Source organism: Streptomyces sp. NPDC044064 (assembly GCF_056434245.1).
Genome location: NZ_JBWKFN010000033.1, coordinates 24303 through 36728, shown reverse-complemented (window position 1 = coordinate 36728; position 12426 = coordinate 24303). Strand labels below are relative to the sequence as shown.

Genomic DNA, 12426 nt, shown 5'->3' with positions numbered 1-12426 from the left:
TGGCGGCATACGGCTAGGGAGTGGGCCGCTGTCGCGGTGGGCCCCACGAGTCGCCGCCCGGGGAGTCGTCCTCCCCCAGGCGCAGCTCCAGGCGGCTGATCTCCGCCCGTACGCCGTTGCCGTAGCCGTCGTCGGTCAGGGAGCCGGCGGCGCGGCGGGCCCGGCGCAGATGACTGCGGGCGGCCTCGGCTCGGCCCAGCTTGACGTAGTCGGCGGCCAGGTTGAGGTGGAGCGAGGGGAAGAAGGCGCGGACGCTCAGCGGATCACCGGTGCCGCGGCCGTCCGCCAGCTCCTCAGCGGCCGACAACGCCCTGAGATCCCAGGCCAGTTCGTCGCAGGGGTCGTCCTGGGTGTCGGCCAGGTAGTGGGCCAGGGTACAGCGGTGCAGCGGGGCGCCGTCCTCGCCGATCTCCGCCCACAGCTCGAGGAAGCGGTGCCGGGCCTCCTCGCGGTCGCCGCCGTGGTGCAGCATCACGACCTGTCCGATCCGCGTCAGCACGGCATCAGGCGCCGCCTGCTCCTGTCGCTCCGCCACCACGTCCTCCGGGGCCGTCGTCGGCTTTCTGGCCGGCTGTGCGGTCAGCTGTCCGTCCCGACGCTAACCGGCGGGGACGGCAATCCCGGGCAGGCGGCCCCGTGCGACACGGGGCCGCCCGCGGGGCGGGTCAGCCCAGGTTCGGGACGGTCCAGTCGATCGCCTCGTGGCCCTGCGCGGCGATCGCCTCGTTGATCTGCGTGAACGGGCGGGAGCCGAAGAACTTCTTCGCGGACAGCGGCGAGGGGTGCGCGCCCTTGACCACGACGTGCCGGGTCTCGTCGATCAGCGGGAGCTTCTTCTGCGCGTAGTTGCCCCACAGCACGAAGACCGCCGGGTCGGGCCGGGAGGCGACCGCGCGGATGACGGCGTCGGTGAACTTCTCCCAGCCCTTGCCCTTGTGCGAGTTGGCCTCGCCGGCCCGGACGGTGAGCACCGCGTTGAGCAGCAGCACACCCTGCTCGGCCCACGGCATCAGATAGCCGTTGTCCGGGACGGGCAGACCCAGCTCCTCCCGCATCTCCTTGTAGATGTTCCGGAGGGAGGGCGGGGTCTTCACCCCCGGGCGGACGGAGAAGCACAGTCCGTGGCCCTGGCCCTCGCCGTGGTACGGGTCCTGGCCGAGGACCAGGACCTTGACCTTCTCGTACGGCGTCGCCTCCAGCGCGGCGAAGACCTCCTCGCGCGGCGGGTAGACGGGACCCTTCGCCCGCTCCTCCTCGACGAACTCCGTCAGCTCCTTGAAGTAGGGCTGCTGCAGCTCGTCGCCCAGAACCCCGCGCCAGGACTCGGGCAGCATGGCGATGTCGGTCACGTCAACGTCCTCACGATGTGCGGTCACTTGCCGGCTCAAGAACCTACAGGCGACCACTGACAACCGGTGCCGTGAGCCGGATTCACCAGCTGGTCTTGCGGTGCAGCTCCCACATCATCATGATCGTCGACGGGTCGAGGGCGCGCTCGCCGCCGGACATGTCGTCGGTGGCCGCCACGTACTGCCGCCCCTGCCACAGCGGGATCAGCCGGGCGTCGTCCACCATGATCTGCTGGGCCTGCTTGAGGTCCTTGACCACCTTGGCGCGGTCGCTCTGGGCGCGTGAGCGGGGCAGCAGCACCGAGGTGATCTGCTTGGAGTCGTAGGGCGTACCGAGGGCGTTCTTCTCGCCGACGAACGGCGCGATGAAGTTGTCCGCGTCGGGGAAGTCCGGGAACCAGCCGCGGCCGAACACCGGGTACTCGCCCTTCTGGTAGCCGACCACGTAGGTCTTCCAGGGACGGCTCTTGAGGGTGATCGAGAACAGGCCGGAGCCGTCCAGCTGCCGCTTGAGCTCCTGGAACATCAGGGCCGTCTCGGAGCCGTAGCGGTCCGTGGTGTACCAGAGGGTGAGCGGGACGCGCTGGGTGATGCCCGCGGTCTGGAGGATCTTGCGGGCCTTGGAGACGCTCGGGTCGCCGAAGTCGTCGAAGAAGGCCGTGCTGTGGCCGGTGAGGCCCTTGGGAACCATGGAGTACAGCGGGTCCACGGTGTCCTTGTAGACCTTGTGCGCGATGGCGCCCCGGTCGACGACCTGGGCGACGGCCTTGCGGACGGCGGGCTGCTTGGCCCACGGGTCCTTGGGGTTGAACACCAGGTAGCTGATGTCCGTGCCGGCGCCGTCGACCAGCTGGAGGTCGGTGTTGCCGTGCCGCTGCATGGAGATGATGTCGTCGGCGGCCAGACCGCGGTAGGTGACGTCGATCTGCTTGTCGTGCAGGGCCTTGACCATGGTGGCCGAGTCCTGGAAGTAGCGGATGGTCACCGCGTCGTTCTGGCGGTCGGCGAAGCCGTCGTAGTGGTCGTTGCGGACCAGGACGGCCTCCTTGCCCTCCTCGTAGGACTGCAGCTCGTACGGCCCGGAGCCGTAGACCTTGTTGTCCTTGCGCAGGGAGTTCGCGGGGTAGTCGTCGGGGTCGACGATCGACATGGCCGGGGTGGCCAGCACGAACGGGAAGGTGGCGTCGGACTGGTTGAGGTGGAAGACCACCTCTCGGTCGCCGGCCGTCTCCACGCTGTCCAGGCTGCCGAGGAGTCCGGCGGGGCCGCCGGGGGCGTTGATGGTCCGGATGCGGTCGATGGAGTGCTTGACGGCCTTGGCGTCCAGCGTGTCTCCGTCGGCGAACTTCATGCCCTCGCGCAGCTTGCAGCGGTAGGTGCGGCTGCTGGAGTCGGTGAAGGAGCAGCTCTCGGCGGCGTCGGGCTGGGGAGTCGTGGCGCCGTTCGGATAGGCGAGAAGCGTCTGGAAGATGTTCCGGTACAGCTCCCAGGAGCCGTCCCAGGCAGCGGCCGGGTCGAGCGTGCTGGGCGCACTGGTGGTGCCCACGACGATGGGGCCCTTGCTGTCGGAATCACCGTTGGACAACAGACTGCAGCCGGCCACCAGGGATATGGACGCGATCGCCGCGACTCTCCGCAGGAATCGGTTCCGGTTGAACACGCGCACGCTCCTCGATCTGCCATACCAAGGGTCGGCAGACCATACCGCAGCGTCCGGGGGTCTGAACCACCCCGGTGGCCGGCGTTCTTGATCGATTGTGCTATGACGACGTTGTCATTGCGCTGTGCGTACCGTTTGACGTGTTTCGGGCGCCGTTCCGCTGGGAAACGGCGCCCGAACGAGACAACCGGACGGAGCAGGTCAGGCGCCCACGCCGGCGTTGAGGAAGATGCCGCCGTCCACGACGAGCGTCTGGCCGGTGACCCAGTCGGACTGGGTCGAGGTCAGGAACGCGGCCGCCCCGCCGATGTCGGCGGGCACGCCGAGCCGGGCGAGCGGGTAGGCGGCGGCCGCCTCCGCCTCCCGGCCCTCGTACAGGGCCTGGGCGAACTTGGTCTTCACGACGGCCGGGGCGATCGCGTTGACCCGCACCTTCGGCGCGAACTCGTGCGCCAGCTGCTGGGTCAGGTTGATCATCGCGGCCTTGCTGACGCCGTAGGCACCGATGAACGGCGAGGGCGCGAGGCCCGCGATCGAGGCGATGTTGACGATCGCACCGCCGTTGTCCTTCTGCCAGGCGTGCCAGGTCTTCTGGGCGAAGCCGAGCGCCGAGATCACGTTGGTCTCGAACACCTTGCGGGCCACGTCCAGGTCCAGGTCGGCGATGGGCCCGAAGACCGGGTTGGTGCCCGCGTTGTTGACCAGGAAGTCGACGCGGCCGAAGGCCTCCATGGTGCGTTCGACGGCCTCGGCCTGGTGGGCGAGGTCGTGGGCCTTGCCGGCGACGGCGATGACCCGCTCGGCGCCGAGCTGCTCGACGGCCTCCTTCAGGGCGTCCTCGTTGCGGCCGGTGATGCAGACGCGGTCACCGCGGGCGACCAGCGCCTCGGCGACGCCGTAGCCGATGCCGCGGCTCGCGCCGGTGACCAGCGCGACCTTGCCGGAAAGCTCCGGGATTTCAGTCATGTCCGTGTACCCCTGTGTCCCGAGTTCCCTAGTCGAGCGGTCCGCCGGCCACGTACAGGACCTGGCCGGAGACGAAGCCTGCGGCCTCGCCGGTGAAGAAGGCGATGGCGTTGGCGATGTCCTCGGGCTCGCCGACGCGCTGCACCGGGATCTGGGTGGCGGCGGCCTTCTTGAAGTCGTCGAAGCCCATGCCGACACGGTCGGCGGTGGCCTTGGTCATCTCGGTGGCGATGAAGCCGGGGGCGACGGCGTTGGCGGTGATCCCGAACTTGCCCAGCTCGATGGCGAGGGTCTTGGTGAAGCCCTGCAGACCCGCCTTGGCGGCCGAGTAGTTCGCCTGGCCGCGGTTGCCGAGCGCCGAGGAGGAGGACAGGTTGACGACCCGGCCGAAGCCCGCGTCGACCATGTGCTTCTGGACGGCCTTGGTCATCAGGAACGAACCGCGCAGGTGGACGTTCAGGACGGTGTCCCAGTCGGAGACGCTCATCTTGAACAGCAGGTTGTCGCGCAGCACACCCGCGTTGTTGACCAGGATCGTCGGCGCGCCCAGCTCCGCCGCGACCCGGGCGACGGCGGCCTCGACCTGCGCCTCGTCGGAGACGTCCGCGCCGACCGCGATGGCCTTGCCGCCGGCCGCGGTGATCTTCTCGACCGTGTCCTTGCAGGCGGCCTCGTCCAGGTCGATCACGGCGACCGCGCGACCCTCGGCGGCCAGTCGTACCGCGGTTGCGGCGCCGATACCGCGCGCCGCGCCGGTGACGATCGCGACCCGCTGTTCAGTGGTGGACATTGCTGCTTCTCCTCGCCCTTGAGAGAACCTGTCTGGCCCTTGAGGGAGCCCGTGTGGTGCGGTGAGCGACCGCTTAGTACCTTCAGCACACGTGACGCTAGAAGTCCTGGCACCCGGTGTCAACGGGACACCGGGTGGTGTGATCCATTACCTCACCAGGAGATCCAGCAGACGCTCGGTTTCGGCCGCCGGGTCGGTGGTCAGTCCGGTGTGCACGGGTCCGGGCTGGACGACCGTGGAGCGGGGCGCGATCAGCCAGCGGTAGCGGCGGCCCGCGTCGTCCCCGGCCGCCTGTCCGGCCGCCTCGCCGCCCGCGCAGTGACGCTCGATCGCGGCGAGCGCGGCCCGCACCCCGGCCACGTCGGCGTCGGGGTCGAGGGCGAGCAGCCGGGCCTCGTCCAGATGGATGCGGGCGCCGACGTAGGCCTGGGCGCGGCAGTAGACGACCACGCCCGCGTTGATGCACTCCCCGCGCTCGACGCGGGGGACTACCCGCAGCAGGGCGTACTCGAACACGTCCCGGTCGCCGCCCTGGCCCGCCCGGGTGATGTGGCGCTCGACCACATGGCCGGCCATGTGGATGCGGGTCTCGCTCACTTGCCCTCCTCGATACCGGTGATGCGCTCGGCGACGACGGCCGCCCGGGCGAGCAGGGGGCGCGCGTAGGCCCGCCGCAGGTCGTCCGGGGTGTCGAAACCGGGCTCGCCGGCCAGCCAGGCGTCGGGGATCTCGGCGGTGACCTCGGCCAGGAGGTCCTCGGTGACCTTGGGGGCCAGCTCCGCCGCCGCGGCGGTCACGTCCGGGGCGAACCGGGCGAGGGCGTGGTCGGAGGCGTCGTAGGGGCGGGCGGCCGAGGCCTCGACGGAGGGCCAGTTGTGGTGCCAGATCATCGTGGCGCCGTGGTCGATGAGCCACAGCTCGCCGCGGTGCACGAGCAGGTTCGGGTTGCGCCAGGAGCGGTCCACGTTGTTGATCAGCGCGTCGAACCAGACGATCCGCCCGGCCTCCTCGGGGCTCACCGGGAAGGCGAGCGGGTCGTAGCCGAGGGCGCCGGAGAGGAAGTCCATGCCGAGGTTGGTGCCGCCGCTGGACCGGAGCAGCTCCTGCACCTGCTGCTCGGGCTCGCCGAGACCCAGGACGGAGTCCAGCTCGATGGTGACGAGGCGGGGCATCCGGAATCCGAGCCGGCGGGCGAGTTCGCCGCAGACGACCTCGGCGACCAGTGTCTTGCGGCCCTGTCCGGCGCCGGTGAACTTCATGACGTACGTCCCGAAGTCGTCGGCCTCGACGAGCCCCGGCAAGGAGCCGCCCTCACGCAGCGGCGTGATGTAGCGGGTCACGGTGACTTCCTTGAGCATCGCCCCAGGTTACTGGCGCGGGAGCCGCCGCCCCGCCGACAGCTCGTCGACAGCTGTGTCTTACGGCCGCCTCATGCCCTGCGGGCAAGGATCTGGGTGCCGTCTGAACAGGTGGTGCCCGGGGGCCGTACCCCTGGACGGATCACGAAAAGCTCCGCGGAAGGGACGCCCACATGACCAGCGCATCGCTCAAGCCCGAATCGGGACCGGCCCGTCGTAGCGTCATGGCGGCGGCGGGAGCGGCCGGGCTCGCCGCCGCGCTGACCGCCTGCGGTTCGGGCGACAATTCGTCCGACACCGTCAACACCGGGGCCGGTTCGGCCGGCACGACCGGGGCCGCCGGCTCCACCGGATCCACCGGGGCCTCGCAGGACACCGGTTCCTCGGCCTCTGGCGGTTCGGCCGGCGGCACGGCCCTCGCCAAGACCACGGACATCCCGGAGGGCGGCGGCAAGATCTTCAAGGACCAGGGCGTGGTGGTCACCCAGCCCGCGGCGGGCAGCTACAAGGCGTTCTCGTCGAAGTGCACCCACCAGGGCTGCGCGGTGAGCAGTGTGGCCAACGGCGTGATCGTCTGCCCGTGCCACAACAGCCACTTCTCCGCCGAGGACGGCAGCGTGAAGCAGGGGCCCGCGACCCAGCCGCTGCCCGCCGCGAAGATCACCGTCTCCGGCGACGAGATCAAGCTGGCCTGAGCCGCGTCACGGCCGCCGGCGCGGCCGTTCGAAGCAGCCGAGCACCTCGTCCGTGGACGTGACCGTGGCGACCAGGGCGAGGGTGTTGCGGATCATCGCGGGGGTGTAGTCGGCGGGCACACCCGCGATGGCGTCGGCCGGGACGACTGCGGTGTAGCCGCGGTTGACCGCGTCGAACACCGCGTTGGGCACGGCCACGTTGGCCGAGACGCCGCTGACGACCAGGGTGCGGCAACCGAGGTTGCGCAGCAGTGCGTCGACCTCGGTGCCCTGGACCGGGGACAGGCCGTGCAGCCGTCGCACGACGAAGTCCTCCTCGGTGACCTCGATCGGGGGCGCGACCCGCACCGCTGCGGTGCCGGTCAGCTGCTGGACCGGGAGCCGTTCGGCGGCACGGAAGAGCCGGGCGTTGCGGTTCGCGCCACGGCCGTCCGGGCGACGTTCGGCGAGGGCGTGGATCACCTGGACCCCGCTCTGGTGCGCGGTGGCGACCAGCCGGGCCACGTTGTGCAGGGCGCCGGAGGCGCGGGCCTCGCGGGCGAGTTCGGGCAGCGCGCTGTCCGGGCCGACCACCCCCTGCTGGCACTCCACGGTCAGCAGGACCGTGCTCGCGGGATCGAGCAGTTCGCCGAGCTCTTCGTACGACGGCATGGCGCCTCCGTTCGCCGAGGTGCGGGGCGGTGAGAGTAACCACAACGGGGCAACAGCGGAAGTCGACCCATTCCCTTTTCTGACGTGATGTCAGAGGATCAACAGCACTCGGAAATCCTCTGGCACGACGTGGGAGAAGAGGGGGCCGTATGACCGTCACTCAGCAGCGCCGGGGCCGGAAGATCATGATGACGCCCGGTGAGCTGGACGAGTTCCTGACCAGCCAGCGCACCTGCCGGGTCGCCACCGTCTCGGCGGACGGCGCGCCGCATGTCAGCGCGCTCTGGTTCGCCTGGGACGGCACCTCGCTGTGGCTGTACTCGGTGGTGCGCAGCCGGCGTTGGGCCCAGCTGTGCCGCGATCCGCGGGTGGCGGTCGTGGTCGACTCGGGCGAGGAGTACGACCAGTTGCGCGGCGTCGAGCTGTCCGGGCGGGTGGAGTTCGTCGGCGAGGTGCCGCGGACCGGCGAGCTGCGCGCCGAACTCGACACGGCGGAGACGCTGTTCGCCCGCAAGAACTTCGGCCTGGACGAGATGCCGCACGACGGCCGGCACGCCTGGGCGCGGCTGACCCCGGAGAAGATCGTGTCCTGGGACTTCCGGAAGCTGGGCGCCTAGGGTCGCCCCGGTACACCGGTCGGAAGCCGGCGCATGAAGCACCCTTCGTTGCGCCGCGCTCAGTCGAGCTGCCGTGCCGACACCCGCAGGGCCTCGACCGCCGCCCGGATCGACGGTCGGCGGTCGGCGTCCGCGCGCCAGACGACGTACACGTGCCTGCGCACGCGCTGCTGGAGCGGGACCATGACGATGCCCGGCGGCACCGGGTGACGGCCCAGCAGCGGTGCGATGCACACGCCCAGCCCGGCGGCGACCAGGCCGAGTTGGGTGTGGGTCTCGCCGGCCCGGTGGCCGACGATCGGCTCGATGCCCTTCGAGCGCAGCGTGAACATCAGCCACTCGTGGCAGAACTCGCCCTCGCCCCAGGTGATCCACTCGTCCTCCGCGAACTCGGCGAGGTCCACCTCGTCCCGGCCCGCGAGCCGGTGCCCGACCGGCAGGGCGACGTCGGCCGCGTCGTCCAGCAGCGGAGCCTTGACGAGGCCGTCCGGCACGGGCATCGGCTTGTTGTACCAGTCGAGGACGACCGCGAGATCGAGGTCGCCACGCACGACCCCGGCGATGCCCTGCTCCGGCTCCAGTTCGCTGGAGCGCACCCGAAGCCCCGGGTGCTGGGCGCGCAGGGCACCGAGCGCGGTCGGGAAGAGGCCGCGGGCGGCGGTCGGGAACGCCGAGAGGCGCAGTTCGCCGACGACCTGGCCGCGGTGCGCCTCCAGATCGGACTGGGCCAGCTCGACCTGCGAGAGGATGCGGGCCGCGTGCTCGGACAGCAGCCGTCCCGCGTCCGTGAGCCGCACGCCCCGCCCGTTCTTGGCCAGCAGCTGCTGGCCGACCTCCCGCTCCAGCTTGCCCAGCTGCTGCGAGACCGCGGACGTGGTGACGTGCAGCGCCTCGGCGGCGGCACTGACCGAGCCGTGCCGGGCCAGGGCATCCAGGGTCCGCAGGCGCTCCAGGTTCAACATGTAAGCAATCCTAAGAGATACTGAGTGGGAAATCTCGATTGTGCTACGAGGTTGCCTCCAGCATCGTTGATGCCATGAGCACGGTCACCGCACCCGGAACGCAGTCCCCCGCCCCTGCCCGCCCCCGCCCCCGCCCCCGCCTCGACTGGCGGCTGCGCTTCGGCGCCCTCTCGCTGATCTGGGGCTTCAGCTTCCTGTTGATCAAGGTGGGCACGGAGGGCTACGCGCCGTTCCAGGTCACCCTGGGCCGACTGGTCTTCGGTACGGCGGTACTGGCGGCGACGATGGCCGTCAAGCGGGAGCGGCTGCCGCGGGGGGCGCGGGTCTGGGCGCACATGGCTGTCGCCGCGTTCTTCCTGAACGCGCTGCCGTTCTCGCTCTTCGCCTACTCGGAGCTGACCATCCCCTCCACCCTGGCGGGCATCTGCAACGCCACCTCGCCGCTGTGGGGCATGGCGCTGTCCCTCGTCGCGCTGTCGGAGGACCGCCCCACGCGGGTTCGCTTCGCCGGCCTCGGCCTGGGCTTCCTGGGGGTGCTGACGGTGCTCGGTGCGTGGCAGGGGTTCCACGGGCTCGACGCCACGGGTACCGCCATGGCCCTGTCGGCCTCGCTGAGCTATCCCATCGGGTGGATCTATGTGCGGCGGACCCTGGTGGGGACGGGGAACTCGCATCTGGCGATGACGGGGGCGCAGCTGCTGCTGGCGACCGTTCAACTGGCCGTTGTGACGCCTCTGTTCACCAGCCTTCCGACGCACTTCTCCTTCGTTCCGCTGCTGGCGATCGCCACGCTGGGGGCCTTGGGCACGGGGCTGGCGGTTCTCATTCAGTACGGGCTGGTCGCGGAGGTCGGGCCGACCACGGCCCAGATGGTCACGTACTTCATCCCGGTCATCGCCACGGCCGCGGGAGTGGCGATCCTCGGGGAGTCGCTCCGCTGGACCACGCCGGTGGGGGCGGTGATCGTGCTTGCGGGGGCCGCGCTCACCCAGGTGAAGCGGAAGGCCTGACGGGGCGGGGCGCTTCCGGGGTGCGGGTGCGCCGCGGCTCGTCGCGCCCACGCCGCGCGGCCGCATACCGGTACGGCCCCGCGGCCCTGGGGTGTCCGGCTGCCCCTACACATAGGTCCTGGCCGGTGCCGGGCCCACCGCCGCCGCCACCGCATCCGCCAGCCCACCGGTCTCCTCCGCCGTCAGCGTCGAGATCGTGATACGGATCCCCGGCGGCGCGTTCAGGCGGAAGCGCGCGCCCGGGGAGACCGCCCAGCCCGCGTGGAGCAGGCGGGCCACGACGCCCGTCTCGTCGGGGACCGGGACCCAGACGTTCATGCCGCTGCGGCCGTGCGCCGGCACGCCGCGTTCGGTCAGGGCCTCGACCAGGGCGTCCCGGCGGCCGCCGTACGAGGCCGCCACCTCGCGCATGTCCACCGCGCCGTCGTTCCACAGCCGCACGACGGCCCGCTGGACGAGCAGGCTCACCCACCCGGCGCCCAGCCGCTGCCGCCCCTGCACCCGGTCGACGGTGACCGCGTCCCCGGTGAACACGGCCAGGCGCAGATCCGGGCCCCAGGCCTTGGCGACGGAGCGGACGAGGACCCAGTGGCGGGTGACCCCGGCGAGCGGGGACAGGGGCACGTCGACGATGCCGTGGCCGTGGTCGTCCTCGATCAGCAGGGTCTCGGGGTGCTCCCGGAGCACCGAACGAAGCGCACGCGCGCGCGTGGCGGTCAGTGCGGCGCCGGTCGGGTTCTGCGCCCGGTCCGTGACGATCAGGGCGCGCGCCCCGGACTCCAGCGCCCGCCTGACGTCCTCGGGGCGCGGCCCTTCGTCGTCGACGCCGACGGACACCGTGCGCAGTCCGAGCGCCGGGACCAGGTCCAGCACCCTGCCCCAGCCGGGGTCCTCCACCGCCACCCGGTCGCCCGGCTTGAGGTGCGCGGCGAGGACCCGCTCGACCGCGTCCAGGGATCCGGAGGCCACACCGATGGGGCCGTCGGGCACTCCGTCGGCGTCCAGGGCGGCACGGGCGAGACGCGCCAGTTCCGGCTCCACCGGGTCGTGCCCGTACAGCACGGGTTCCCGGTCGCCCTGCGCGGCGGCCGCCGCGAACGCCCGGGCGAGGTGGGGCAGCAGCGCGGGGTCCGGGTTGCCGTCGGCCACGTCCCGCACGCCCTCGGGTACGGCCACCCGGATCTTCTCGCGGCCCGTCGTCGCCGGCTTCGGCCGGACCCTGCTGCCCCGGCGGCCCGCGGTCTCGATCACCCCGCGCTCGCGCAGGGTGCGATAGGCGGCCGCGACCGTGTTCGGGTTCACCCCGAGCCTGGTCGCCAAGTCCCGCATGGGAGGCAGTGGTTGGCCCGGTTCCAGCTCACCGGTGCCGACCGCGCGCTCGACACTGGCCGCAATCTCTGCTGCGCCGTGCCCCTGAATCGGATACTCTCCTAGCACAAAAGCAATTATGCACTAGTGCAATGGAGAACGCCATGCAGGGGACCCAGGAGACTCCGCCGAAGCCCGTCGCGTACACCCCGACCGACCGCACCGTGCCGACGCGGTCCGCGCAGAAGGCGTCGTACGACAAGGACGTGGTGCACGCGATACTCGACGAGGGCTACGTCTGCCACCTCGGCTTCGTCCGCGACGGTGCCCCGGTGGTGCTGCCGACGCTGTACGGCCGGGTCGGCGAGCGGCTCTACGTGCACGGGTCCACCGGTTCGCGCCCGCTGCGGATGACGGGCGAGGCGGACCCGGGTCTCGCGGTGTGTCTGACGGTCACCCATGTCGACGGGCTGGTGCTGGCCCGCTCCGCCTTCCACCACTCGATCAACTACCGCTCCGTGGTGGTGCACGGCATCGCGCACGAGGTCACCGACCCCGAGGAACGGCGGCTGGCCCTGGACGCGCTGGTGGACCAGGTCGTGCCGGGCCGGGCCGCCGACTCCCGGCCCGCGAACAGGAAGGAGCTGGCCGCCACCGCGGTCATCCGCCTCGACCTGGACGAGGTCTCCGCCAAGATCCGCACCGGCGGCGCGAACGACGAGCCCGAGGACGTGGGCCTGCCGCACTGGGCCGGGGTCGTCCCGCTCCGCAAGGGCTACGGCACGCCCCTCGACAACGCCGACCTGGCGCCCGGCATCGACGTCCCGGAGTACGTGGCCGGGCTCTGAGCGGGGGTTGCACGGGGACCGGCGCACGACGGTCGCGGGCCTCGGCGAACACCGGGCCGGCGACCGCGCCGGGCACCGGGAGGGTGCCGGTCACCGCGGCGGGGCGCGCGGACCTCGGCTCCGTGGCGCACCGTTCCACCCGGCACCGGATGCCTGGCGCCCTCTTCCTGCCGGCCCGCCTCAGGCGGCCGGGGGCGGAAGGGCGATTGCGT

At 71.4% G+C, this 12426-nt stretch carries 14 protein-coding genes; 4 read left to right on the top strand and 10 right to left on the bottom strand.

Features of this window, described 5'->3' with window-relative positions:
* Window positions 1-13: 13 nt before the first annotated feature.
* From AC07DS_RS37940 to AC07DS_RS37910, 7 genes are all read right to left on the bottom strand, one after another.
* Window positions 14-535, bottom strand: a complete 522-nt coding sequence (locus AC07DS_RS37940; RefSeq protein ID WP_479152952.1) for a hypothetical protein — start codon at window positions 533-535, stop codon at window positions 14-16.
* Between the two features lie 130 nt (window positions 536-665).
* Entirely contained in the window at window positions 666-1349 is a 684-nt protein-coding gene (gene ung, locus AC07DS_RS37935; protein ID WP_145886416.1) for a uracil-DNA glycosylase, read from the bottom strand.
* An 82-nt stretch (window positions 1350-1431) separates the two neighbouring features.
* On the bottom strand, window positions 1432-3009 hold the full coding sequence (locus AC07DS_RS37930; RefSeq protein WP_479152950.1) for an ABC transporter substrate-binding protein: 1578 nt from the start codon (window positions 3007-3009) through the stop codon (window positions 1432-1434).
* Between the two features lie 201 nt (window positions 3010-3210).
* Window positions 3211-3975 carry an SDR family oxidoreductase gene (locus AC07DS_RS37925; RefSeq protein WP_479152949.1) on the bottom strand — a complete coding sequence of 255 codons (765 nt, stop codon included), beginning with the start codon at window positions 3973-3975 and terminating at the stop codon, window positions 3211-3213.
* 28 nt (window positions 3976-4003) lie between these two features.
* Entirely contained in the window at window positions 4004-4765 is a 762-nt protein-coding gene (gene fabG, locus AC07DS_RS37920; RefSeq protein ID WP_468817071.1) for a 3-oxoacyl-ACP reductase FabG, read from the bottom strand.
* A gap of 147 nt (window positions 4766-4912) precedes the next feature.
* Window positions 4913-5362 carry a DUF3037 domain-containing protein gene (locus AC07DS_RS37915; RefSeq protein ID WP_479152947.1) on the bottom strand — a complete coding sequence of 150 codons (450 nt, stop codon included), beginning with the start codon at window positions 5360-5362 and terminating at the stop codon, window positions 4913-4915.
* Entirely contained in the window at window positions 5359-6123 is a 765-nt protein-coding gene (locus AC07DS_RS37910) for a HipA family kinase (RefSeq protein WP_479152945.1), read from the bottom strand. The genes AC07DS_RS37915 and AC07DS_RS37910 overlap by 4 nt, the downstream gene beginning before the upstream one ends.
* Window positions 6124-6296: 173 nt before the next feature.
* Here AC07DS_RS37910 and AC07DS_RS37905 point away from each other — a divergent pair, with 173 nt between their 5' ends.
* On the top strand, window positions 6297-6818 hold the full coding sequence (locus tag AC07DS_RS37905) for a Rieske (2Fe-2S) protein (RefSeq protein WP_479152943.1): 522 nt from the start codon (window positions 6297-6299) through the stop codon (window positions 6816-6818).
* 6 nt (window positions 6819-6824) lie between these two features.
* Here the strand turns inward: AC07DS_RS37905 and AC07DS_RS37900 are convergent, their stop codons facing one another.
* Window positions 6825-7469, bottom strand: a complete 645-nt coding sequence (locus AC07DS_RS37900) for a cysteine hydrolase family protein (RefSeq protein ID WP_479152941.1) — start codon at window positions 7467-7469, stop codon at window positions 6825-6827.
* Between the two features lie 149 nt (window positions 7470-7618).
* Here AC07DS_RS37900 and AC07DS_RS37895 point away from each other — a divergent pair, with 149 nt between their 5' ends.
* Window positions 7619-8086 carry a pyridoxamine 5'-phosphate oxidase family protein gene (locus AC07DS_RS37895; protein WP_145886432.1) on the top strand — a complete coding sequence of 156 codons (468 nt, stop codon included), beginning with the start codon at window positions 7619-7621 and terminating at the stop codon, window positions 8084-8086.
* A gap of 59 nt (window positions 8087-8145) precedes the next feature.
* Here the strand turns inward: AC07DS_RS37895 and AC07DS_RS37890 are convergent, their stop codons facing one another.
* Window positions 8146-9048, bottom strand: coding sequence for a LysR family transcriptional regulator (locus AC07DS_RS37890; RefSeq protein WP_145886434.1), 903 nt, complete (start codon window positions 9046-9048; stop codon window positions 8146-8148).
* Between the two features lie 74 nt (window positions 9049-9122).
* Here AC07DS_RS37890 and AC07DS_RS37885 point away from each other — a divergent pair, with 74 nt between their 5' ends.
* The gene (locus AC07DS_RS37885) at window positions 9123-10058 is read left to right on the top strand and encodes a DMT family transporter (RefSeq protein ID WP_479152939.1); all 936 of its coding nucleotides are present in this window, start codon (window positions 9123-9125) and stop codon (window positions 10056-10058) included.
* 105 nt (window positions 10059-10163) lie between these two features.
* On the opposite strand, the gene AC07DS_RS37880 is transcribed toward AC07DS_RS37885, so the two are convergent.
* On the bottom strand, window positions 10164-11495 hold the full coding sequence (locus AC07DS_RS37880) for an aminotransferase class I/II-fold pyridoxal phosphate-dependent enzyme (RefSeq protein WP_479152937.1): 1332 nt from the start codon (window positions 11493-11495) through the stop codon (window positions 10164-10166).
* Window positions 11496-11530: 35 nt separating this feature from the next.
* On the opposite strand from AC07DS_RS37880, the gene AC07DS_RS37875 reads away from it, so the two are divergent.
* Window positions 11531-12214, top strand: a complete 684-nt coding sequence (locus AC07DS_RS37875; RefSeq protein WP_479152935.1) for a pyridoxamine 5'-phosphate oxidase family protein — start codon at window positions 11531-11533, stop codon at window positions 12212-12214.
* Window positions 12215-12426 lie beyond the last annotated feature (212 nt).